At 37.7% G+C, this 22,761-nt stretch carries 23 protein-coding genes and 1 pseudogene; 11 read left to right on the forward strand and 13 right to left on the reverse strand.

Features of this window, described 5'->3' with window-relative positions; genetic code table 11:
- The 9 genes and pseudogenes from ACFINF_RS05350 to ACFINF_RS05390 form a co-directional block, all read right to left on the reverse strand.
- Positions 1 to 488: pseudogene (locus tag ACFINF_RS05350) on the reverse strand (cell envelope biogenesis protein TolA); the annotation flags it as partial.
- 106 nt (positions 489 to 594) lie between these two features.
- Positions 595 to 1,047: a protein TolR gene (gene tolR, locus ACFINF_RS05355; RefSeq protein ID WP_375619978.1), complete on the reverse strand. Its 453-nt coding sequence runs from the start codon at positions 1,045 to 1,047 to the stop codon at positions 595 to 597.
- Between the two features lie 15 nt (positions 1,048 to 1,062).
- Positions 1,063 to 1,776, reverse strand: coding sequence for a protein TolQ (tolQ, locus tag ACFINF_RS05360; RefSeq protein WP_375619979.1), 714 nt, complete (start codon positions 1,774 to 1,776; stop codon positions 1,063 to 1,065).
- Positions 1,777 to 3,490: 1,714 nt separating this feature from the next.
- Complete coding sequence (gene ybgC, locus ACFINF_RS05365) at positions 3,491 to 3,931, reverse strand: tol-pal system-associated acyl-CoA thioesterase (RefSeq protein WP_375619980.1); 441 nt, start codon at positions 3,929 to 3,931, stop codon at positions 3,491 to 3,493.
- A gap of 205 nt (positions 3,932 to 4,136) precedes the next feature.
- Positions 4,137 to 5,231, reverse strand: coding sequence for a Holliday junction branch migration DNA helicase RuvB (gene ruvB, locus ACFINF_RS05370; protein WP_375619981.1), 1,095 nt, complete (start codon positions 5,229 to 5,231; stop codon positions 4,137 to 4,139).
- 13 nt (positions 5,232 to 5,244) lie between these two features.
- Positions 5,245 to 5,859 (reverse strand): Holliday junction branch migration protein RuvA, encoded by a 615-nt coding sequence (gene ruvA / locus ACFINF_RS05375; protein ID WP_375619982.1) that lies wholly within the window; start codon positions 5,857 to 5,859, stop codon positions 5,245 to 5,247.
- On the reverse strand, positions 5,856 to 6,371 hold the full coding sequence (gene ruvC, locus ACFINF_RS05380; RefSeq protein WP_375619983.1) for a crossover junction endodeoxyribonuclease RuvC: 516 nt from the start codon (positions 6,369 to 6,371) through the stop codon (positions 5,856 to 5,858). The genes ruvA and ruvC overlap by 4 nt, the downstream gene beginning before the upstream one ends.
- 1,565 nt (positions 6,372 to 7,936) lie before the next feature.
- Entirely contained in the window at positions 7,937 to 8,455 is a 519-nt protein-coding gene (locus ACFINF_RS05385) for a DUF1465 family protein (protein WP_375619984.1), read from the reverse strand.
- 182 nt (positions 8,456 to 8,637) lie between these two features.
- On the reverse strand, positions 8,638 to 9,780 hold the full coding sequence (locus ACFINF_RS05390; protein ID WP_375619985.1) for an OpgC family protein: 1,143 nt from the start codon (positions 9,778 to 9,780) through the stop codon (positions 8,638 to 8,640).
- A 377-nt stretch (positions 9,781 to 10,157) separates the two neighbouring features.
- On the opposite strand from ACFINF_RS05390, the gene ACFINF_RS05395 reads away from it, so the two are divergent.
- Complete coding sequence (locus ACFINF_RS05395; protein WP_375619986.1) at positions 10,158 to 10,820, forward strand: thiamine phosphate synthase; 663 nt, start codon at positions 10,158 to 10,160, stop codon at positions 10,818 to 10,820.
- 311 nt (positions 10,821 to 11,131) lie between these two features.
- Positions 11,132 to 11,893: a TIR domain-containing protein gene (locus ACFINF_RS05400; RefSeq protein WP_375619987.1), complete on the forward strand. Its 762-nt coding sequence runs from the start codon at positions 11,132 to 11,134 to the stop codon at positions 11,891 to 11,893.
- Between the two features lie 269 nt (positions 11,894 to 12,162).
- On the opposite strand, the gene ACFINF_RS05405 is transcribed toward ACFINF_RS05400, so the two are convergent.
- Positions 12,163 to 12,450: a type II toxin-antitoxin system RelE/ParE family toxin gene (locus tag ACFINF_RS05405; protein ID WP_375619988.1), complete on the reverse strand. Its 288-nt coding sequence runs from the start codon at positions 12,448 to 12,450 to the stop codon at positions 12,163 to 12,165.
- Entirely contained in the window at positions 12,450 to 12,638 is a 189-nt protein-coding gene (locus tag ACFINF_RS05410) for an antitoxin (RefSeq protein ID WP_375619989.1), read from the reverse strand. Before ACFINF_RS05410 ends, ACFINF_RS05405 begins: the two co-directional genes overlap by 1 nt.
- 500 nt (positions 12,639 to 13,138) lie before the next feature.
- Here ACFINF_RS05410 and ACFINF_RS05415 point away from each other — a divergent pair, with 500 nt between their 5' ends.
- The 9 genes from ACFINF_RS05415 to ACFINF_RS05455 all read left to right on the forward strand — a co-directional run bounded on the left by ACFINF_RS05415 (position 13,139) and on the right by ACFINF_RS05455 (position 20,184).
- Positions 13,139 to 13,504 carry a helix-turn-helix domain-containing protein gene (locus ACFINF_RS05415; RefSeq protein WP_375619990.1) on the forward strand — a complete coding sequence of 122 codons (366 nt, stop codon included), beginning with the start codon at positions 13,139 to 13,141 and terminating at the stop codon, positions 13,502 to 13,504.
- A 343-nt stretch (positions 13,505 to 13,847) separates the two neighbouring features.
- Positions 13,848 to 14,891, forward strand: a complete 1,044-nt coding sequence (locus tag ACFINF_RS05420) for a tetratricopeptide repeat protein (RefSeq protein ID WP_375619991.1) — start codon at positions 13,848 to 13,850, stop codon at positions 14,889 to 14,891.
- Between the two features lie 607 nt (positions 14,892 to 15,498).
- Positions 15,499 to 15,864, forward strand: coding sequence for a helix-turn-helix domain-containing protein (locus ACFINF_RS05425; RefSeq protein ID WP_375619992.1), 366 nt, complete (start codon positions 15,499 to 15,501; stop codon positions 15,862 to 15,864).
- A gap of 375 nt (positions 15,865 to 16,239) precedes the next feature.
- Entirely contained in the window at positions 16,240 to 16,608 is a 369-nt protein-coding gene (locus ACFINF_RS05430) for a helix-turn-helix domain-containing protein (RefSeq protein ID WP_375619993.1), read from the forward strand.
- 281 nt (positions 16,609 to 16,889) lie between these two features.
- Positions 16,890 to 17,060, forward strand: a complete 171-nt coding sequence (locus ACFINF_RS05435) for a hypothetical protein (protein WP_375619994.1) — start codon at positions 16,890 to 16,892, stop codon at positions 17,058 to 17,060.
- 173 nt (positions 17,061 to 17,233) lie between these two features.
- On the forward strand, positions 17,234 to 17,632 hold the full coding sequence (locus ACFINF_RS05440) for a hypothetical protein (RefSeq protein ID WP_375619995.1): 399 nt from the start codon (positions 17,234 to 17,236) through the stop codon (positions 17,630 to 17,632).
- 316 nt (positions 17,633 to 17,948) lie between these two features.
- On the forward strand, positions 17,949 to 18,323 hold the full coding sequence (locus ACFINF_RS05445) for a helix-turn-helix domain-containing protein (RefSeq protein WP_375620000.1): 375 nt from the start codon (positions 17,949 to 17,951) through the stop codon (positions 18,321 to 18,323).
- A gap of 482 nt (positions 18,324 to 18,805) precedes the next feature.
- A complete protein-coding gene (gene efp, locus ACFINF_RS05450) occupies positions 18,806 to 19,381 on the forward strand; it encodes an elongation factor P (RefSeq protein ID WP_273787683.1) in 576 nt (191 codons plus the stop codon).
- A gap of 11 nt (positions 19,382 to 19,392) precedes the next feature.
- Positions 19,393 to 20,184 carry an inositol monophosphatase family protein gene (locus ACFINF_RS05455; RefSeq protein WP_273787682.1) on the forward strand — a complete coding sequence of 264 codons (792 nt, stop codon included), beginning with the start codon at positions 19,393 to 19,395 and terminating at the stop codon, positions 20,182 to 20,184.
- A gap of 564 nt (positions 20,185 to 20,748) precedes the next feature.
- Here the strand turns inward: ACFINF_RS05455 and ACFINF_RS05460 are convergent.
- Positions 20,749 to 21,264: a hypothetical protein gene (locus ACFINF_RS05460; RefSeq protein WP_375619996.1), complete on the reverse strand. Its 516-nt coding sequence runs from the start codon at positions 21,262 to 21,264 to the stop codon at positions 20,749 to 20,751.
- A gap of 203 nt (positions 21,265 to 21,467) precedes the next feature.
- Positions 21,468 to 22,001 (reverse strand): hypothetical protein, encoded by a 534-nt coding sequence (locus ACFINF_RS05465; protein ID WP_375619997.1) that lies wholly within the window; start codon positions 21,999 to 22,001, stop codon positions 21,468 to 21,470.
- Positions 22,002 to 22,761: the final 760 nt, after the last annotated feature.

Raw genomic sequence — 22,761 nt, forward strand, 5'->3', positions numbered from 1 at the left:
AAAGGCATCTCAGGCGCAACCTTGGGGGCATCCTCCGGTGCGCTCAAAGGCATCTCAGGCGCAACCTTGGGAGCATCGTCTGTTTTTGCTTCTAATAATTCTGGTTTTGTAAGTTCGGATACAAATGTTTCTGACGTGTTCTTGCTTGGTGGTAGCGATGCTGTTTCAACAGGGCGCAGTTTTTCCTTTGGTTGAAAAGGTGCTAGACTATCTATTTGTCCCTCTCCAATATGGCGTGCATCTTCTTTCTCTTGTGGTTGCATAGTTGGTTTAACGGCAGGGATTGCACGAATGGGAGCCTTCACAGCTCCTTGTTGAGAGGACAACTCGTCCACTAAAGGAGCAAGAGTGATGGGAATTGCTTCCAATGGTTGTGGTAAAGAGACAGAGCTTGTAAACTGAACGGCTCCCCAACTGAGAAAAATGACATGGACCACAAGGGATAAAGCCAAGCCTCGTTTCATGCTATGATAGGAGTCTTTGTTCATTCTTTATGCCTTATTTATGACTTATATTTTTTCATTTTCAATCACTCTATACTCTTTTAAAAACATTTAAAAACAACAGGTTATGAGAAATTTTATTACTTATTATTTATTGTGCTAAACTTGCTAACGCAACTTGAGAAAATCCCGCTTTTTGAATATCCGCCAGCAGTTTTAATACTTGTTGATATTCAACAGTTTTAGCAACCCGCACAAAAACCCGTTGATCTTTTTGTGTAGCATCTGTTTCCAGAAGAGTTTTAAGGTGTGCAATCAGTGCTTGTGACGTTTCATAATAATCTTGATTAATGGCAAAGCGCCCTTGCGCGTCAAGTGAAACCGTAAGAGGCGTTTTTTGAGCTCGTACGGGACCCGCTTGACTACGAGGCAAATCTAGAGGAACACCGTTCACTAAAAGAGGGGCAGAAACCATAAAAATAATCAACAAGACCAGCATGACATCCACAAAAGGAGTAACATTGATCTCACTCATCAGTTGGCTTCGTGAATGATAGCGCCTACGTGTATTTTTGCGAGAAGAAGAAGCAACAGAAATTCCCATGGGGTAAGCTCCTTTTTATAAAGAGGAAGGTGCTGTGCGTGTTTCATCAATACGCCGCGATACAATTGTTGAAAATTCATCGGCAAAATTTTCTATTTGTGCAATGATGCGCGCACTTTCATGAGTCAACTTGTTATAAGCAATAACGGCTGGAATTGCTGCAAACAAACCAATAGCGGTCGCCAAAAGCGCTTCTGCAATCCCTGGCGCGACAATGGCAAGTGATGTATTTTGAGAAGCTGAAATAGAAAGAAAAGACTCCATAATACCAATAACTGTTCCAAAAAGTCCGATAAAGGGTCCCGCAGATCCCAATGTCGCAAGAAAACTTAATTTTGATTCTATTTTTTCACTTTCACGTCCCAGCGTCAAATCCATAGCCTTATCAATTCTGCTCTGTAAACTTTTCGATGTATGGGTCCCTTTTTCAAGAGATTTTTTCCATTCAACCATTGCCGCCATAAAAACTGCGGATATACTATTGGTGTGTTGACTTTTACATGATGCATAAAGATCTTCTAGCGCTTTGCCTGACCAAAATGTACGTTCGAACTGCTTTATTTCACGCCGTATTCTTCGATACGTAAAAATTTTATCAAAAATAATTGCCCAACTCCAGATAGAAGCGAGCAACAACCCGATCATAACACCTTTCACGATCCAACTCGCTTGCATAAATAAATGCAACATTCCAATTGTTTCCGGATTCGTTAGTTCTACATACGGCATAATTTTTGTCCCTCTAAATGAAAGGTGCATTTTTTAAAATTCTATAAAACAGATTATTTTATAGTTTCTAAATTTAAGTAAAAAACTTTAGTTTCACATAAATCCATGCGCTAAAACAAGACTTTTTTCTTAAATTTCCTTAAAAAGTGATGACTAAAACATCCCTCAACGCACGCCCCCTCATTTCACAAAAGCATTTATGAAATAATATAACGATAAAACCTTCCCCATAAATGCTATAAAAATAAAAGATATAAAAATGCATGATATCACATCTATCATGTACCATTATCTTTACGCTCATGAAAAGAAAACTAAACCATCATACGCGTTCCAGCTTAAAATGCAGCGATAAATCTTAGTACTTGAAAAGATTCATAAGAGGCATCTTTATTCCTTTCTCAAGTGTTTTTGTCCCCACTCACCAACCCAGCTTGTGACATGTAAGAAAATGTTTTTGATTAATTCGCTACAATAGAGCTTGAAAAGAAAAAATCTTACAAGTCTCAGAATGATCTAAAAGTGACAACGCAATGAATTATCATTATAAATAAATATGTTATAATCATGAAAGATTACACTTTGCCTCAAACTATTGTTTCTCTCATTTTCTATCGAATTTAATACGGGAACACCCTCGGGCACAAAAAACGACAATAAACTACCATAAAATGCCTCATAACAATGCGCCTCACCCATGCAACCCCTATTGTAAGTCCCATATAATCTAGTGTAAGTCTCATGTAATCTCATTGTATTGTAAATTAATCCTTTTCAATGCCCTCATCTTTCTGGCACCATGGTATAACGTAAAAGCTTCTGTGACGTGAAAAAACCTTTTCACATCTTTACTTCATGAAAACCGGCTTCTTCTTTCTCTTTGCTCACTTGCGATATTTGATCGTTATTGCATTGAGAATGATCCATAAGAAATATTTTTACAATTTTTTCAATGATTTATATTGCTCATCTTATGATGTGTAAGAAAATGATTTTAATTGTTTCAACATGAATAAATTTGAAATGAAAGTATTTTACTCTATTGGTGTTTGTGCCCGTGAGAAGTGATAATTTATCTTTCCAAGTCGATCTATCATATAAAATAATATGCTTTTGAAACTTTAAATCAAGAATGCATTTCTGCTTTGTATACATTGATCTCTCACTCATTCACTGCGTTTAGAAGCGCAGATAAAGTCGCATTATGGATGGAACACGCGCTCTTGTGATGCCAAATGACAATCCAGTAAAAAACAAATCACATTGCTTAAAATACCCTTTGAGTGTTTTGAGAAAATTTTCGACCTAATAGCTTATTATCACTTTATTGCAATATTGCAATATTTTGCTGGGTATGTGCATTTTTATAAAAACAAATCTTAATCCACTTTTTATTTCTTTTTTGTTTTTTACTTTCTGCTGTTTTCTTATGCCAACGAACCTTTCTTCAAAAGAAAGAAAATATTTTGAGTTGATAGCAGAAAATGGATGATAAGACATTGATTTTGAATCATAACATGGATGAAGCGTGTTTAATTTTGTGGGATATCATCTTCAATTTAGTATAGCTATTGTAGCACAAGTGCTTTCTTTTGATGTATCGTGTGATCTTGTTGGAAAAAATTTAGGCTATGATAAATGTATGATCTTAGATTGTAGATTACTTTATATCCCTTGATCTTTCCTGAAACTGCTAATTCAATGAACAACACTTTTAACCAAGCATTTTTGCAAAAAGTTCTTTGGGTAAACGTCGCGGTTTTGCTTCCTCATTAATCAGAGCAATTTCAACTTTTGCTGTTACCAACGTAGTCGCCTCATGCAAAATAGATTGCTCCATAAAAAAGCGTGCCCCTTGGATATGATTAACACGTGTTTTAACGACTAAAAGATTATCAATTTTAGCTGGTCTTGAAAAATTAATTTCCATATGACGCACAACAAAAAACAGTTTTTCCCCATCAACCCCTGCTGCTAACATCTTATTATTAAAACCGGTATCCCGTAAAAACTCTGAACGTCCTCGTTCAAAAAACTCAAGATAACGCGCATGATAAACCACACCGGAAAAATCTGTATCCGCAACATAAACGCGGACCTGAAAATTATGAAAAGCATTTGTATGATTGCTCTTAAAAGGAGTTACTTCTGTCATTGACTTCATGTCCCATAAAATCGTCTAATATAGTAAATTGTTTATCAATCAAAAGATTGAACACATTTTTGTGTTGAAGTTGTGAAAAGCAAAAGCCCTCCTTGATAGTGCAAAACCTTTTTGGTCAGAATATGCTAAAAGAAGCACGTCTCTTGTATTTTTGAGCTTGCTATAAAATATTCACATAGTTTCTTTTAATAATGTCTTAGTCATCTTCCCCATCCCATAAAGATGTCTGAAGTGTTGAATTATCTTGAGCATCAGAAAGTTGAGAACGCCTTTGTATAGACGTTGTAGAGACAGGAGCAGAAAGCCCTAAATGGCTCCAAGCCTTTTCAGTTAGAATGCGTCCACGAGCGGTTCTTTGAATAAAACCTTGTTGGAGCAAATACGGTTCAACAATATCTTCAATGGCATCGCGTGGTTCTGATAAAGCAGCAGCAACCGTTTCAATCCCCACCGGTCCGCCTAAAAAAGTTTCCGCAATCAGAAGCAAGTAGCGGCGATCAAGCGTATCAAGCCCAAGATGATCGACTTCAAGGCGCGAAAGCGCTTCATCGGCGATTTTTTGGTCAATTTGTTTTGCCTGTTTAACCAAAGCAAAATCACAAACGCGCCGTAAAAGCCGCCCAGCAATACGAGGAGTCCCCCGTGCTCGGCGTGCAATTTCATGAGCACCATCATCACTGATCTTGACGGCAAAAAGCCGTGCATTACGCTGCACAATATATTCCAATTCTTCTATAGTATAAAAATTTAGACGAATTGGGATGCCAAAACGGTCTCTCAGCGGTGTAGTCAAAAGCCCCAAACGTGTGGTTGCCGCTACCAAAGTAAATTTAGCCAGATCAATTTTCACCGAACGTGCTGCCGGCCCTTCCCCAATAATCAAATCAAGTTGATAATCTTCCATAGCTGGATAAAGAATTTCCTCAATCGCCGGATTTAAGCGATGAATTTCATCAATAAACAAAACATCACGTTCTTCGAGATTGGTCAAGAGAGCAGCTAAATCTCCTGCTTTAGCGATAACCGGTCCTGAAGTAGAGCGAAAATTAACGCCTAATTCTTTTGCCATAATCTGTGAAAGCGTTGTTTTTCCTAACCCCGGTGGTCCTACAAACAAAACATGATCCAGCGCTTCTTGCCGCGTTTTTGCTGCTTCAATAAATATTTTTAAATTAGCCCGTGCCGCTTCTTGACCAATAAAATCATCGAGAACTTGTGGTCTTAAGGAACGATCTGGATCGTTAGGAAGGGGAGCGGAACCCAGAAGGCGTTTATCTTCATCTTTATGCATTGTTACCTTGATTTTAAGTAGGAGAAGAAAGCAATTTAAGACTATGGCGGATCAGCAAGGCAGAAGAAACAGTTTCCTCCTCAAGAGCGTTCATCGCAAGAGCAAGAGCACGGGATGCTTGCTCCCGTTCAAACCCTAGCTTCATCAACGCGGAAAGCGCATCATGCGCAGGTTGATTGGTTATCTCACGGTGAGAAACAGAAACAGTCTTGACCGCTTGTTCAAAGGGGAGTGTTTTACTTTTCAGTTCACCCACAATTCTTTCACTAACTTTTTTACCAACGCCCGGCGCTCGACTAATCATCGCAATATCGTTTAAGGCAATAGCTTGTGCGAGTTCATCTGGCGATAAAGTACCCAAAATTGCCAAAGCAACCTTTGCCCCTACTCCAGGAACATTTTGTAGAAGACAAAACCACTCCTGTTCAGCTCTTGTAGCAAAACCGAAAAGGCGGATTGCTTCTTCACGAACATGCGTTTCAATAAAAAGACTTAACGCCTCCCCAACAGAGGGTAAAGAAGGACGGAGCCGATTTGACACAAAAACAACATAACCCACACCGTGAACATCAAGAAGGATATGATCATCAAAGATATGTTCAAGGGTGCCCTTTAATTTACCAATCATATCGCCATCCTTGCCTGATAAGATCGGTCAATACTCTTACGATGCATACTATGACAAAGAGCAAGAGCAAGAGCATCAGCCGCATCACTGCTATCAAATTCAGCCCGTGGGAGTAGAACTTTTACCATCATATGGATTTGTTCTTTAGCACCGTGTCCAACACCAATAACCGATTTTTTCACTTTGTTGGGTGCATATTCAAAAACAGGAAGATTTGCTTGCGCAGGAACCAGCAGTGCAATTGCACGCGCTTGCCCAAGTTTTAAAGTTGCTGTAGCATCTTTGTTGACAAACACATGTTCTACAGCAGCTTCATGGGGCATAAATTGATGCACAACCCCTGAAAGACCTTTGTGGATCTGACATAGTCTGGAAGCCAGCTCACACTTTACATCAGAAGAAACCGTCCCTGCTGCAATAAACTGAAGACGATTACCCGCAACATCGATAACGCCCCACCCTGTACGCCGTAATCCGGGATCAATGCCTATAATACGAATCGTCTCTGCCATAAACTACAGTCTATACACTTTTCCCTCTTGTGAATAAAGACAAGACCACAAAGAAAACAGCAGCACAAGACAAAACCAGTCAAAAGATGGTCATGCCCCCAAATTTATACAATTATAACACGCAACAAACAGCATCTTTATGGAACATACTTTATGAAGCATCACTGAAGTCAATCAAAACCATTCACACATCACAAGCAAGCGCCCTATCAAACACCCCTATAAAGCATAAAAATTCCCTTTCTGTATCATTTCCAATACCATAACGGTTAAACATCGCAAGCGAGCAATAGAGAGTGCTGAATTGTACATGCATTAAGTGTAAAGAGGCTATGCAATGGATGGTATACACTTTGCGGAAACTTTTTAGGTTATAGCATAACGCTACCATAATAAAACAAAACATTGATTTATAAAGATAATTAATTATTTTGTATGTTGAATAAGAATTCCAAATATCGTAAGATTTTCTCATTACAAACCCCTTTATATTGAAATCAATCAAAATCTTTTGTCTGCACATCACACGTGGGATTTCCGTGTGGAGCGAACCTGTGCAAGAAAGGACTAAAAATGCCTCTAATGAACCGTCTCAAGTACTAAGGGCTTTCGCAACATTGGAGGCTGGCAAATTATAATGATGGTGCTAACTTGCTCCTTTGCAAGCGTAAAGATGAGGGAGCTCAATGGATGTAAACAAGAACTGAGAGGTGTTTTTGAATATGCCCAATTACACCACAATAACATTGCATGGAAGGGAGCATTGCATGGAGGCACAGAGAACCCCTGAGGCATTTATTATATGGCACTTTATTTTGGATGTTTTATTTTACGTGAGGAAAATAACTTCCATTCAAAACAAGAGGAGCCCAAAAACTGAAACAATGTGTATCATCCTCATTAACACACGCTTTGCAGCAACTTTATAGGCATAAGTTATAGAGCATAAATGAATTGATGTACAAGCCCTAGCTCTATCTAGCGCCTGATCATTATCATAGCCAAAACAAAATCACACGATATATCAACAGAAAGTGTTCCAGCTGCAATCAACCAAAGCCGATTTCCACAAAACCAACCATATCCCATCCCATGCCATAATTCGAAATCAATACCTCTCAGCTATAAGCTCAAGATATTTCTTACACTCAAATAGATATTAGGCAGAAAAAAGCACTCTAGATTGGTTTTAGTTGTGACATTTTGGTTGTAAAAAATGGGTATAATTCTCTAAATATCGCAAGAAAGAAGAAAGGAGCTATTCTTCTTACCCCCCCCCACAAGCTGTTTTCAGTAGTTCGATTTGTTTTCCCACTGGATTATCATCGCTTAAACTACAGCCTCCCCTTATTTACTAAAGCGCTTAAACTACAGCCGTATATCTAAACGAAAAAATGCACGCTCCTAAAAGCAATGAATGAGAAACAAATTGGCGAAACATTTCTGGCAATTCATGCCAATAAAAGGGAAAAGTTCCAATATTGGTGTATAAAGGGACACTTTTACGATTTCTTTTTTATTTTCTCTGATGACATTTCCCCTTCACACAAAACAAGGGAATACCTCTAAGAACGCCCAAAGGCTGTTTTGAGCAATTCGATTTGTTTTCCTACTGGATTATCATCCTCTAAGGCACAGGAGGCTGCAGTTTCCCACCCAGCACGCATATACTGTATGCGCGCTTCTAAACGCAATGAATGAGAAACAAATTGGCGGAAAATTTCTGGCAATTCATGCCAATGAGGGGTTTCAAGTTCCAATGTCGGTGTATGAAGTGACACTTTTACAATTTCTTTTTTTATTTGTTCTGATGACATTTCCCCTTCGCGCTCTGCCCGAAGAAGAAGGAGTTGAGAAGCGATTTGCATAAGCCGTGTACTTAAATACATAGCTTCTTTCGCATAGATTGCAGAAACTTCTACTGAAAGGGAACGTGCCACTAATTTCCCTTCTGAGTCAATATACGCTGCTGTTTTTTCAATCAGCGCCATTGTTTCTTCATAGAGACGATTAAAGGCATTTTCAAAAGCATTATGCTCGATCATGATAATAGGTTCATCATATGGACGTTTATGTACACTCACGCTTTTATACTCCAAGTATCAGCACAAAATTATACCACTCAACGAACAGAGTATTAAAAAGTTTCTTTTGTTGCTGTATAGAACGCTTTTTTTTAAAACTGCTACCTCTTTTAATTTTTTTGCGCAACGCGCTTTTTATACTAAGGTTAACGCATCCAACAAACACTATAGGACCGTTTTTCTTATAAACGGATCAGTTTCCTTGAAAAGGACCACTGCCAAGATCGCCGTTTTTCACAATAATAGGCGACTCCAAATTGCAGAGCAATACCCGTTATTATTAAGAAGGTATCGGAAAAAAACGTTCCTGTCATCACTGTTTTTATAATTTGTCCAAACATCGCAAAAATGGTTCCCGTTACAAAGACCGGTAAACTATGTTTTCCTAAGATTGCTAAAGGATGTTTCTGAGAGACATAAAACCATTTATTGATGCTCGGAAAAGAAAGAATGAAAAAGGCTAATGCAAGAACATGGAGTAAACGTGGCAAGCTTAAAAAGGTTTTATTAAAGTTCATCAACGGAGAAGACCAGCCAAGCCACCCCAAAATGCCCCACCAGTTTAAGCGAACCCATAACAGTGCCAACAAGAGATAAGCTGCCGCACAAACAATCCAAAAAAACTGAAAAGCGATTGTTTTTCCTTGTTTAAGCGCTAAAGTACTGGTCAATCCTATGACAAATAAAAATTGCCAAGACAAAGGGTTTAAAAACCATTTTCCCTCTAAAGGATAAGAAGGAGGAGCAATTTTATAAAATCCGCAGATAAGATACAACGTAAACGAGCTCAAAAGCAGCCACTTTGTCTGTTTACAACTCAAATAAAGGATAAAAGGCGCAAAAAACATCAAAACGATATAAAGTGGAAGAATATTATTATATCCCAATTGATGCCCAAAACTTAAGGTACTCAAAAATGCGATAACAGGTTCTGTAAAAAAGAGTCTCACATTATTCATGGATAAAAGTTTTTCTGTTTTCCATAATAAAAAGGCAGCAAAAAAAAGGCTTAACGTGACAAAAGTAGTAAAAAGATATGCGCCATAGAGCTGCAAAGCTCTGTACCAAAGTTTTCGGATGATAAAAGCAAAGGATTTTTGCTGTAAACGTCCATGAAAGCTTAACCCAAGAGCAATCCCTGAAAGCAAAACAAACGCTTCTGCTGAATCAGAAAAACCGAAATTTCTATGGGTAAAAGACTCATAGATCGTTCCGGGAATATGGTTGATGAAAATCGTCAATAAAGCTAAAGAACGAAAAACATCAATACGTGTATCACGGTGAAAAGGTTGAGTATTATGCTCAAGAACAGCTTGGTATTTCATCAGTGGACTCTCACACGTCACAAACCCCTTGAAGTCCCATAAAATGGTGGTTACCCTTATTGCCAACAAGCATGCACAGGATGAAATTTTAATTTTTAAGAGTCAAGTTTCATTTTAAGCGTTTATTTTTTTTAAAGGCAAAAGTTTTTTTAAGGCAAAAGAACAAAAAGCGTCCGTACGTGTATCACAGTAAAAAGGCGACATAATTTATGCTTAATTTATGCTTAAAAACACTCTCATTTCTCATAAACAGGCTCCCACACACCCACAAATCCTTTAATTACGTGAAAATGGTGGTCACTTTCATCGCAAATAAGCATAATAGAATGAAACTTTAATTTTAAGCATTATTTTTCTCTAAGAAACAGGGATTTGACATGACACAACAAAAAAATAAACCAATTGATTCACCTCTTTTCCCTCAGTTGATTTTAACACTCGATGTTCGGCGCAACACCCCACACACATTTTTGCAGCAAATTTTGCAAACAAAGTCTTTTGCATGCGTCATCCTCTATGATTCTGAAAAGTTGAAAGATGATGGCTCTTTTTTACAACAACAAGCGCAAACTTACGCAGAAGATATTCAACATCATGACGCAGCCCTTCTCATCGCTGATGACAGCCGCATTGCTGGGCGCATAAAGGCTGATGGATTGCACATAGAAGATGATCTTAACGCTCTTGAAAGCTTCAAAAATCAGCAAAAGGAACAAAAAATCATAGGCTTTGGCAATCTACGCAATCGCCATAGTGCTATGCTTGCAGCGGAAACAGGCATTGATTATCTATTTTTTGGCAAATTAGGGGCTGATAAAAAACCCCATGCGCACCCCCGCAATCTCCAGTTAGCAACATGGTGGGCAGAAATTATGCAAACCCCCGCCATTATCCAAGCAGGAAGCGATTTTTCAACTTTTGATGAAGCCTTAAAAACTGGATGTGAATTCATTGCTGTAGAAGAAGTGATTTTGGGAAACGACAACCCCTTAATACTGCTTAAAACAATGCAAGAAAAATGTGAAAACACCCCCTTGTAATATAGGAGGAGAATTTATAAATAAAGCGTTAACTTTCGTGCTTCTTATATAGAGCACATAACGGCATATACAAATAGGAGAAAAATTCGTTTCGTTTATTCACAATTCAATCAGATCGCTTCATCACGCAGTAAAATTTCCCATCATTTAGTCAAGTTTTCCCACGTTTCAATCAATTGAATGGAAGGTGACCGTTTCTTTTTGTGCATCGTATAAGAACATGAAATCATAAAGCTATTTAAATTCAAATAGTTATAAAAATAAACCAACATTTTATATTAATAGCCAGCAATATTGAAAGAATATAAACAGTGAAATATAGCGGAACCTTCGAAGACCTTAAAGATATAGTTAAAACAGCTGGATATAAAATCATAGAAATTAAGTCTCTATCACTTAATTCTTCTAAAGGATATCAAATCAAAACCTCCGAAGGAGGCGTTATTAATTGGTATGAAAGCACAGGAACAATCAACGTTCAAGGCAAAGAATCCGCTGTGACAAATCTAGAAAAAGCTTTGGTTAAACACATACAAGAAACATCAACGATTCCTTCCTCAAAAACTGCCTCCAATCCTTCAAATAAAAAAATTTTTATCGTTCATGGTCATGATCGTACTGCCCTAAAGCAACTTACATCTATTCTTAATGATTTTAATCTTGAACCATACATTTTACAAAATACTGGCGGAAATGGCTTAACCATCATTGAAGCTTTAGAAAAAGGAATCTGTAGCGATTTCATAAAATTTGGTATTGTGCTGCTTACTCCCGATGATATAGGCTATGCCAAATCTGCCGGCAAAAAAGCAGCACAACCCCGTGCGCGACAAAACGTTATTTTCGAAATGGGCATGTTAATGTCTACGCTTTCTCGCAAAAATGTCGCTATTCTAAAAAAACAAGACCTTGAACTCCCTTCAGATATTAATGGAATTATATACCTTCCTTTTAAAGAACACGTAAAAGAAACACTTAAAGATCTTTCTCATCGACTATGTGAAGCCGGCTTCAATTTAGATGCAAAGAAATTAGATGAAAAGAAAGTTACTCATGCATTAAATTCAATTTGAATAATGCTTATGTTTATTTTTTAAAGCGCACGCCCAAAACCACAAGGACCCCACCACATTCCACAGACACACACATCCTATAGGCTCAAAGAAACGATCACCCCCCATCCCTTTTCAAACAGCAAGCGATTGTGCAAATTTAAATGAAGAGACCGAAATTCATTATCGTAGAAGAAATCATTTTAGTCCCTTTGATAAACGCTGGGCTGTTGTCATAATTTTGGTAATTGTTCCAGAAAGGTTTAAGAGGCAGATAGCCTCTGATTAGATTAAAGAAAAATAGGAAATTCACGTCGGGCATGTACTACAGCTACAATTTCGATTTGATTTGCAGCTACTCGATACAATATAAGGTAATTTGGATGCGCTACAATTTCTCGTAATCCTAATACCTTCTCGCTCTGTCTGTATAAATATGGATGTTCTGCCAATGGCAGTACGGATGCTTCCAAAAACCTTTTCATTCGGCGCGCAGCGGATGGATTTTCGCGAGCAATGCACGTTAAAATCTGACGCAAATCGTCGCGCGCCGAAGACAACCAAACAATCGGAAGCATCACTTTTCCTGTTCAGCTTCAAGCTGACTGATTATAACTTCCATTTCAGCCATAACCTCATCATGCGGAATAGGAGGATATGGATTTGCAAGACTTCTCGCTACCTTATCGCGCAGCCATGCAGTGTAGCTGCTTTCCTGTTCAACAGTTTCGAACTCTGAAATTAGCGGAGAAAGGGTGGTCTTCATAATATATGTCCTTTCTATTCCTGAATATTGAAGATAATTACTCTTGTCTATGTTGTCAATATTAGCGAATTGAAAATGTTTAACTTTTAAGCATCCAAAGTTCTTTTGATCTTAAAACTTAAGGCTTTTTACCCCTCTCAAAAAACACGGATCTGATATCATGATTTTGGTAATCGTTCCAGAGAGGTTTAAGAGGCGAATAGCCTCTCATTAAAAAACAAATTTTGTAAGTAAAAAACTATTTTTATTGTAAATTTCCTGAAATTACTTTATGAATTAAAAGGTGTTTTGGTCGCATACGCAACGACCAAGAGGGTCTTGAAAGCCCGAAAATCTAAACATGAATTTACCCCACTTTGTGGGTATCCCGGAATTCCGGGAGTTTTTGCTATGTCCAGGTGCTTTAAGCACTAAAAGCAAAAAAAGCTGATTAGATTTCAGTACTTTCAAGCTCCCGGAATACTCATGCGAGGGCGCTCGCAACCGGCGGGGGCTTTAAAATGCAAAGTAAAAATCTTAATATTGATCTTTTTGTTGGCAAAAAAATTCGTTTTAGACGAAAAATGTTGAAGATGTCTCAAAAAACATTAGGTCAACATTTAGGTGTCACTTTCCAACAAATTCAAAAATATGAAAAAGGCTTAAATCGTGTCAGCGCAGGGCGTTTAATGGAAATTTCTGATATTTTGAATGTTCCACTTTCCTTTTTCTATGCGGATATCTTAACAAAACAACAGCCCCCATACCACCATGATGAAATCGCATCGAATACAGAGGAATATCTACTGCTCAAAAGATTTAGAGTCCTAACCTCAATAAAACAAAGAGCCTTTTTACAGCTGATCTCTGATGAGAATGCAAGCTAACATCACACGGATAGCGTGCGCTATTCATAAGCATTCATACGTATTTTAAAAAGCAACCTCCATTGTAAGCATTTTTTCATTTTAGGAGGAGAAGCCATTAATATAATAGAAGATAAGCATTTTTACACACGATACCCCTTCATCATCATTATTTTTAACAGAACTGTTTTAAACAATCTAGCTCTCATCGACATTCATGCTATTTTTTTAACTTACCCAACCCTACATTAACTAAGACGAAAAACTGAGAGATAAAAAGTAATATAGAAATGAGATTCTTATACGGCTTGTAATGATGAAAGAAAAATGTGAAAATTCTGATCGGTAATGAGGAGAAAACACCATGATCAAGAGAAGCGTGAAGCTGCTTATCTTAGGCGTGATTGGACTTGCAAGTTCTGCTGTCAATTCAGCTGGAAACACTGAAGAATTCTCAAGTTTTGAAGGCTCTTTCAATACGATTCAAGAAGCTTCAAACACTCAAGAACCTTTTCAGCCCTTAAAAGCTGGAGACTATGACCAAGCCTATGACTATTACATCCAAGGTTATTATTTAAAAGCTTTTCGTGAAGCACTCCGACGTGCTGAAAAAAATGATCCTTTTGCACAAACTCTTCTTGCCCGAATTTATATGGAGGGATGTGCTGTTCCTATTGACGGTGCGCGTGCTGCTTTATGGTTTGAACGCGCCGCAAAACAAGGGGAACCCCAAGCACAACTACGCTATGGACTTATGTTGTTTGATGGCCATTTTATAAAACAAAATCAAGAACTTGGTGAACAATTCATTCAAAAAGCTGTCAATGCAGGCGTCAAAGAAGCCTATTTTTATTATGGACAACTGCTTCTTTATAAAGCCTCACAAGAAAAACAAGCTCTCCCCGGTGTTTCTTCCCAAAGTCGTGAAAATGAAGCAATCGAGCAAGCCTTAAAATTGTACTTAAAAGGTGCTGCTCTTGGAGATGCTGAAGCTGCTTTTTCTGCTGCAAAAATTCTTGCCCTAGGTACGTTAAAACGACCAAAGGATGATCGCAATGCCCGCAAACTCATGGAGGTAGCGGCTCAAAACAACCACTTAAAAGCTCAACTTCATTTAGCACAATGGCTTATACAGGGGCGTGGAGGAGAAACAGATTTTCACCGCGCTTTTCATTTACTTCAAAGAAATGCCATCAACATGATCGCCCCAGCACAGATTTCCCTTGCAAGGCTTTATCGAGACGGCACAGGAACAAAAGGCGATATAATAATGGCAGCAGCATGGTATATGCTCGCAAAGGAGGCAAAAATGCAAGCCCCTGATCTTGAAATAATGCTCCAAGGCATGGACAAGACACAACTAGAAAAAGCGCACAAAGAAGCAATAAAGCTCCTTCCTGTTTTTTAAAATACTCCTCTCTGCTTCAAAAAGATAAAATTTATAGAAATTCCGGGAGATTTTGCACTGTCCAGGTGCTTTAAGCACTAAAAGCAAAATGCTGATTAGAACTCAGTACTTTACTACTCCCGGAATACCAACGCGAGGGCGGCTCGCAACCGGTGGGGACTTTAAAATGCAAAGTAAAAATCTTGATAACGACATTTCCATTGACAAAGAAAACGCACTGGTATCATTTGCTTAAGCAAACAATATCCAATAAGCAAAAGAACTAGGTTATCGCAAAAATTCCAAAAACTCTATTTTTTCATTCTTTTTGCTTGGATGAAAAACACGCCAACTCTCAGTAAAAAACTATTTTTTATTGCCAAGCCGCCGAAATTACTTTACATATTAAAAGGTATTTTTGATCGTATACGCAACGATCAACGGGGATTAAAAACCCTAAGGTCCGATACATAAAAATGAACCCACTCTGTGGGTATCCCGGAATTCCGGGAGATTTTGCTATGTCCAGGTGCTCTCAGCACTAAAAGCAAAATGCTGATTCGGACTCAGTGTTTTTAACTCCCGGAATACCAACGCGAGGGCGCTCGCAACCGGCGGGGGCTTTAAAATGCAAAGTAAAAATCCTTATATTGATCTTTTTGTTGGCAAAAAAATTCGTTTTAGACGAAAAATGTTGAAGATGTCTCAAAAAACATTAGGTCAACATTTAGGTGTCACTTTCCCACAAATCCAGAAATATGAAAACGGCTTAAATCGTGTCAGCGCAGGGCGTTTAATGGAAATTTCTGATATCTTAAATGTTCCCATTGCCTTTTTTTATGCGGATATCATTACAAAACAACAGCCCCTATACCACCATGATGAAATCGCATCAAACACAGAGGAATACCTGCTTTTAAAAAGATTTAGAGTTCTAACCTCGATAAAACAAAGAGCCATTTTACAGCTGATCTCTGATGAGAATGCAAGCTAACATCACACGGATAACGTGCGCTATTCAAAGCCCCCCTTTGTGAACACTTTATTGCTTGAATGCAAAACATGCCAACTCTCCGTTTTAAGAAACGACACGTTAAGAGGTACTATTTTAATTTTTATTGTAAATTTCCTGAAATTACTTTATGAATTGAAAGGTGTTTTGGTCGCATACGCAACGACCAATAGGGCTCTAAAAACCCGAAACCTCGTACATAAATTTACCCCGCTTTGCGGGTGTCCCGGAATTCCGGGAGATTTTGCTATGTCCAGGTGCTCTCAGCACTAAAAGCAAAATGCTGATTCGAGGTCAGTGTTTTTAGACTCCCGGAATACCAATGCGAGGGCGCTCGCAACCGGCGGGGGCTTTAAAATGCAAAGTAAAAATCTTGATAACGACATTTTTGTTGGCAAAAAAATTCGTTTGAGACGAAAAATGTTGAAGATGTCTCAAAAAACATTAGGTCAACATTTAGGTGTTACTTTCCAACAAATTCAAAAATATGAAAACGGCTTAAATCGTGTCAGCGCAGGGCGTTTAATGGAAATTTCTGATATCTTAAATGTTCCCATTGCCTTTTTTTATGCGGATATCATTACAAAACAACAGCCCCCATACCACCATGATGAAATCGCATCGAACACAGAGGAATATCTACTGCTCAAAAGATTTAGAGTCCTAACCTCAATAAAACAAAGAGCCATTTTACAGCTCATCGCTGATCAAAATGAAAACTTTTAACATTATGATACAGGGCGCTACACTCTCTGTTCTTGACTTTCCTCCCACCCATCAAAGGACAGAAGTCCCTTCCCTTTCCTGTTGGTAAACAATCCGTCTTCTCAGAACAGAACTCTTTTAGCTTCCCATTTCATATGGTTCATTTCACAAGATTATCCGGACAAGCCCCTTCTCAAATATTCACCACACATTCTCATAAAAATATCACATGTGCAAAATTTGAGGCCTTACAGCACTACACCTCAAACGACAGTATTTTACAGCAAACAGGATAAGCATTCATGCAGGTTTTAAAAAAGATAGCCCTTAAAAAGCAATGCTTAAAATTTTTTGGTCGATCTGGAATAGCACCTAACGCATCATTTTATAATGGTGATAGAGGACGTGATCTTAACATGCAAACGCAAAAAATTTCTTTTTTATCGCAATCACCAAAAGCAGCTGTTTATTAAAATATACGCCGCAAGAAGCACTTCAAGCAGCCTTTATAGCTGAAACCATTATTCATTGATTAATTAACCGATTGATTAGATACCGATATGTTGTTAATGTAGCTATGAATAAAATTGCTCTCTGGAATAGGAGCTTCTCAGGAGAGCCTAGCAATAGTAAGGGGAATTTAACGATGTTAAAATATTTATTGCTGTCACCGGTTGTGTTGGTGGCAGGTTGCGCATCTGTAGGCAGTTATTCATCAAATTATGTTGATCAAAGTCTTACAAAGCGTCAGGCACAATTAGTCGCTAACAAATTTATTAGCGGTAACAAAGGGTTTTTACCACCCGCTACAACCACACTTCTTATAAAGAAAAATAATACAGCAGACAACTTTACTCCTTTATTTATCAATCTATTGCGACAGAATGGATATAATGTGATTTATACAGATCAACCCCAAAAACAACAAAACATGGGTGTGAATTTGAGTTATAGAATAAGATTAAATAGTAGCACTATAGTATCTCTTTTTCAGTATAACGTGAACGGAGAGCCGCGTTCTTATATAAATACTCATCCCAGATGACCCCGCTATTTAATGTAAACATTCTCTATATTTTAAACGTAAAAACTTAAAAGCTCTTGCGAAAGGCAAAGAGATTTGCACCTTAATAAAAAAGCTCATTTTTAGCTAGAGTGGATAAATTTTATTATAGATTGTGACAATACAAAATAGTGTAAGTTATAGCTTTAAGATTTAAGGAAAGAAGAATACTAAAAATAATGAAAAATGCCCCACACCCTAGCGAATTATTACGCGAAGATGTAAATGCAAAACTTGGCTTATCTGTAATTGAAGCAGCTGAATAGCTTTGTATATCCCGTGTAGCATTTTCTAGGGTATCGGTAAAAATCCTTATAACGACATTTTCAATGGCAAATTCATTGGCAAAAAAATTCGTTTGAGACGAAAAATGTTGAAGATGTCTCAAAAAACATTAGGTCAACATTTGGGTGTCACTTTCCAACAAATCCAGAAATATGAAAACGGCTTAAATCGTGTCAGCGCAGGGCGTTTAATGGAAATTTCTGATATCTTAAATGTTCCCATTGCCTTTTTTTATGCGGATATCATTACAAAACAACAGCCCCCATACCACCATGATGAAATCGCATCGAACACAGAGGAATATCTACTGCTCAAAAGATTTAGAGTCCTAACCTCAATAAAACAAAGAGCCATTTTACAGCTGATCTCTGATGAGAATGCAAGCTAACATCACACGGATAGCACACACCACGCTCTATCCCATGAGGTACTATAATAAACTCCGTATTCAAATATTCATCACATATCCTCAATTAAAAACACCTCATGGTTTTACGGAACTTATATCATTGCCATCAATTATGATATTTTACGACACAACGGGATAAATTTTCCCAAAAATTCTAAAAAATTTTTGTGCAAATTTTTAAAAAGCTTGCGTCTGAGCGCATTTTATGGTCTTGCAAAGAACTGAAAAGCAAAAATACATAAAGGTCCTTTTTTACTTAAGCTTTTCTCTTTGCAAAAAATTTGCAAAAAACATGAGAAAGCCCATGAAGAGCACACAGGACCATGAGGAAGCCGCAAGGCTAATCTAAAGAGATTTGAGCCGGAAAATAACAAAAGAGCTCACTGTTAAAGGCTGCAAAGAAAAGCGCCATAACGACAACAAGAGAGTTCTTTTTGCAAGAATAGAATTGGATAGAAACGATGAAAATTAATGGCAATGAAATCCGCCCTGGTAATGTGATCGAACATCAAGGAAGCTTATGGGTTGCTGTTAAATGCAACGCTGTAAAACCAGGAAAAGGTGGTGCATTTAACCAAGTTGAAATGAAAAATTTAATTGATGGTACAAAACTTAATGAACGATTTCGTGCTGCTGAGACGGTTGAACGCGTGCGACTTGAACAAAAAGATTTCACATTTCTTTATCAACAAGGGGATGCTTTGGTCTTTATGGATTCAGAATCTTATGAACAACTTGAACTTCAAAAGGATTTTGTTGGTGAACGTGCTGCTTTTCTCCAAGATGGGATGACTGTCACAGTTGAACTTTATCAAGAAAAGCCTATTGGCATCTCACTTCCTGATCAAGTTGCTGTCACGATTGTGGAAGCCGATCCTGCCATCAAAGGACAAACGGTTACCTCCTCTTATAAACCCGCCATTCTTGAAAATGGGATTCGTATTCTTGTTCCCCCCTTTATGAATGCTGGTGAACGTATCATTGTAGACACCAATGAGTTGATCTATTTGCGTCGCGCAAATGAAAAAGATAAATAAAGGAATAAAAAATGGCCCATTCTGCAGTCATGAATGTCATGGTGCAAGCTGCAATGAAAGCAGGACGCTCTTTGGTGCGTGATTACGGTGAAGTGCAAAATTTGCAAGTGTCTTTGAAAGGACCAGCAGATTATGTCAGCCAAGCAGATCGCAAAGCGGAAAAAATTATTTTCAATGAATTAAGCAAAGCGCGCCCCAAATTTGGTTTTCTAATGGAAGAGTCTGAAGAAATCATTGGCGAAGATTCCCAACATCGTTTCATTGTTGACCCTCTAGATGGAACCACAAACTTTCTCCATGGCATTCCTTTTTTTGCTGTTTCCATTGCCTTAGAAAGTCAAGGGAAAATCGTTGCTGGTGTCATTTACAATCCCGTAAGTGATGAACTCTTTACCGCAGAACGCGGATGTGGTGCTTTTTTTAATGACCGACGCTGTCGCGTTTCTGCTCGACGCAGACTAGAAGATTGTGTCATTGCCACAGGTATGCCTCATTTTGGTCGCCCAAATCATGGAACCTATCTTATTGAATTACGTAATGTGATGGCAGAAGTTGCCGGACTTCGACGTTTTGGCGCTGCTGCTCTTGATTTAGCTTATGTTGCTTCTGGCCGAACCGATGGCTTTTGGGAAGATAACCTGCAAATTTGGGATATGGCTGCTGGAATATTGATGGTTCGCGAAGCCGGTGGTTTTGTCACCGATAAAGAAGGCGGCAGCGATATATTTCGCAAAAAAAATATCATTGCCGGCAATGAACACATTCGCATCAAACTAGAAAAAACCCTCAAAAAAGGCATTTAACTCTTACAGTTTTTACAAAACCCTTAGAACCTTAAAAAACCACGTGAAGAGAGAATTTTAAATTTTCTTTCAAATAACAATAGGAAATAACTGATCAGATAGGGAAAAAACATCATCCCGAACAAAAAATATACTCACTATTCCCCCACAAAAGCAATCCTCAATAGTTTACCTTATTGACGTTTCTGTTATTCAAAACCCCCTCCAAACAAGCTGCAAAAGGCAATAAACAAAAAAATATCATAACAAAAAGCCCCAAGAAGCAATTATCGCACCCAAAGCAAAAACACAGTCCATTTAATCCTCAATATATGCTCTTTACAGTGCGCTATCCATTGATCGAAAAACTCTCCTCTCTCATAAAAGCTGCCGCATATGCCCAAGAGTTTTCACTCTTTTCCATCACTGCATAATAGCAGAGATTTCAGAAAATACTCTGATTTATAGAGCGGTTCCCTACCCCTTTATTCAACCGTTTTACAAATAGTTTATCAAATGCCGACGACATTTATAATAATGAAAATCTTTGTTTTCCAAAATTGCTTTCTGCACTTCACCTGCAAGCTATTCTTTATCTTTTTCAATAGTCTCTTTCAGCGCCTTTACCTTTTTATCCCCAAAGATAACTTTTAATTTTTCTTTTAACTTTTTTTCCTCAACAAGCTTCTCCCAAAAGATCAATCGATTATCACATGTCTCACTTGCCGCTTTTATCCATTCGCTGGCTCCTAATTTGTAAACTTTTTCAAATGTTGGATTCCCTTCAGCAATGGAAAGATCTTTTGCTCTATTTGTGTCATTCTCTTTACAAGTATTGATTACATCTCTAACTGTGAAATAAGGGCAACCATTATCAAAGGCAACATAGCCCTTTTTCACTGTTTTAATAAGCTTCTTATAGTAAATAAAAGTTTTTCTCGCCACTTCATAATGACTGGAAAAATCACACAACAACAACACATTCTTTTTATAATATAATAATATATAATAATAAAATACACTCACCAAACCAAGATTTCGAAAGTTTAGCATTTCCTCTATCTCTTCGTGTTCTGTACTTATAGATATGTTGTCCCACAAAGTATCGTAAACTTCTTCTTTTCATCCTCCCCTTTAGAGTTTTCCTTTTGGTGCTATTTGCATTCAGCTGTAATCATATCATCAAGAACATATAACCACCAATGAAGTAATAACATCGTAAGTTGACTCCGTTTTTTGTTCGTAAGAGGATCTAAAAAACTTTTGCAGAGTTATTCCATTCTTTCTCATTAATCGCACTGCTTTTACACAGAATTGCTTAAAATACGAGTTATCCAAGAGACTACATATTTTTTTGTAATGTTTATCAGTAAGTTTTTTTCAAGTGCTTGTCTGTATAATAAACGCACTTCGTACTCCCCTCGAACACAAATATCCTTTACCAATGGAAGCCGATCTCCACTGAATTTCATATCTTCCCTAGGATTTTTTATCCCCAGTACGTCTCTTTCCCATAGCCTTACCCCCTCATCCCATTGTTTCAACCATTCCTGTAATACTTTTTGAGTTTTTGCAAAAAGCCTCTGTTCCCCTTGTGCAATAATCTCTTTATGTCCAACGCACTCTTGCTCTTTTCGCTCAAGTTGTTTAGTTAAATGCTTGTTCTGATAATAGTTAAATGCTTGTTCTGATAAATTGCCAATGCAAGCATTAAGCTTCCCCCACAACACACTATCATTGCAAAACCGAACAAAAAATCCACTGAGTATCCCAAATACCACGACTTCCCCATCAATATGATGCAGAAAATCATAACGCCGAATCTTCCGCTCCCACATTCTTTCCGCCATTTCCAAATGACCTTAATTGTAGCTATTATGAATAGCTATTGCCAATTTTATGTCTTCTTCCATTCTTGCTCTCTTTTATTCCCACCAACATTTAACGCAGCTCTTTTATCGATTTCTCGATATTGTATCATTATGTGTACATCTGATTTTAAAATCACTACATATTATATTTTAATAAAAAATACACAAAATATAGATATTTTTATTTGTAAAATAAAACAATTTGTATTTAATAATGCTGTTTTAGTGGTTTATGTACTTTAAAGAAAAACCTTATAAGCCCTCAAAATGCATAATCCATGAAATATTGATTTTCAAAGTAATAAAAACCTTAACTCAACCAAACAGCAAAACAAACTGCGTGCTTTGTTCGCACTGTTTTATAACATCGATAAAAAGCGCCTCTCTGCCTATTTAGCAGTTCTTCTTTAAGTAGCCCAGCACCATCATACTCTTATGCCAGCACCCCCCGTTGTGATAGCCCTTGAAACTTGAGACGATTCATGAAGAGGACTTATTCTTTCTAAAGTGTTTTATTCACGCGGGCTCTCTCTGCTTGCCACATACAAGAGACATGGTTTTAACTAATACAACATAACTAAATTTGAAACGAGAAAGTCCTATGGTATTCATGATCTCTCATGAAAAACAATGAATTATCCTTATAAATCAACGTGACAGTGCTGTTATGAAAAGAACTCCTTGCACATCTTCATAGCCCATAGAGATTAACTTGGTATCATTTTAT

This window comes from Bartonella sp. TS25HLJMH (assembly GCF_042193505.1).
Classification (GTDB): domain Bacteria; phylum Pseudomonadota; class Alphaproteobacteria; order Rhizobiales; family Rhizobiaceae; genus Bartonella; species Bartonella grahamii.

Bases quoted from the DNA above. Each gene is read 5' to 3' on its own strand.
- tolR (WP_375619978.1), bottom strand. From the start codon at position 1,047: ATGGGAATTTCTGTTGCTTCTTCTTCTCGCAAAAATACACGTAGGCGC.
- tolQ (WP_375619979.1), bottom strand. From the start codon at position 1,776: ATGCCGTATGTAGAACTAACGAATCCGGAAACAATTGGAATGTTGCAT.
- ybgC (WP_375619980.1), bottom strand. From the start codon at position 3,931: ATGACAGAAGTAACTCCTTTTAAGAGCAATCATACAAATGCTTTTCAT.
- ruvB (WP_375619981.1), bottom strand. From the start codon at position 5,231: ATGCATAAAGATGAAGATAAACGCCTTCTGGGTTCCGCTCCCCTTCCT.
- ruvA (WP_375619982.1), bottom strand. From the start codon at position 5,859: ATGATTGGTAAATTAAAGGGCACCCTTGAACATATCTTTGATGATCAT.
- ruvC (WP_375619983.1), bottom strand. From the start codon at position 6,371: ATGGCAGAGACGATTCGTATTATAGGCATTGATCCCGGATTACGGCGT.
- ACFINF_RS05390 (WP_375619985.1), bottom strand. From the start codon at position 9,780: ATGAAATACCAAGCTGTTCTTGAGCATAATACTCAACCTTTTCACCGT.
- ACFINF_RS05395 (WP_375619986.1), top strand. From the start codon at position 10,158: ATGACACAACAAAAAAATAAACCAATTGATTCACCTCTTTTCCCTCAG.
- ACFINF_RS05405 (WP_375619988.1), bottom strand. From the start codon at position 12,450: ATGCTTCCGATTGTTTGGTTGTCTTCGGCGCGCGACGATTTGCGTCAG.
- ACFINF_RS05410 (WP_375619989.1), bottom strand. From the start codon at position 12,638: ATGAAGACCACCCTTTCTCCGCTAATTTCAGAGTTCGAAACTGTTGAA.
- ACFINF_RS05415 (WP_375619990.1), top strand. From the start codon at position 13,139: ATGCAAAGTAAAAATCTTAATATTGATCTTTTTGTTGGCAAAAAAATT.
- ACFINF_RS05420 (WP_375619991.1), top strand. From the start codon at position 13,848: ATGATCAAGAGAAGCGTGAAGCTGCTTATCTTAGGCGTGATTGGACTT.
- ACFINF_RS05425 (WP_375619992.1), top strand. From the start codon at position 15,499: ATGCAAAGTAAAAATCCTTATATTGATCTTTTTGTTGGCAAAAAAATT.
- ACFINF_RS05430 (WP_375619993.1), top strand. From the start codon at position 16,240: ATGCAAAGTAAAAATCTTGATAACGACATTTTTGTTGGCAAAAAAATT.
- ACFINF_RS05435 (WP_375619994.1), top strand. From the start codon at position 16,890: ATGCAGGTTTTAAAAAAGATAGCCCTTAAAAAGCAATGCTTAAAATTT.
- ACFINF_RS05440 (WP_375619995.1), top strand. From the start codon at position 17,234: ATGTTAAAATATTTATTGCTGTCACCGGTTGTGTTGGTGGCAGGTTGC.
- efp (WP_273787683.1), top strand. From the start codon at position 18,806: ATGAAAATTAATGGCAATGAAATCCGCCCTGGTAATGTGATCGAACAT.
- ACFINF_RS05455 (WP_273787682.1), top strand. From the start codon at position 19,393: ATGGCCCATTCTGCAGTCATGAATGTCATGGTGCAAGCTGCAATGAAA.
- ACFINF_RS05465 (WP_375619997.1), bottom strand. From the start codon at position 22,001: ATGTGGGAGCGGAAGATTCGGCGTTATGATTTTCTGCATCATATTGAT.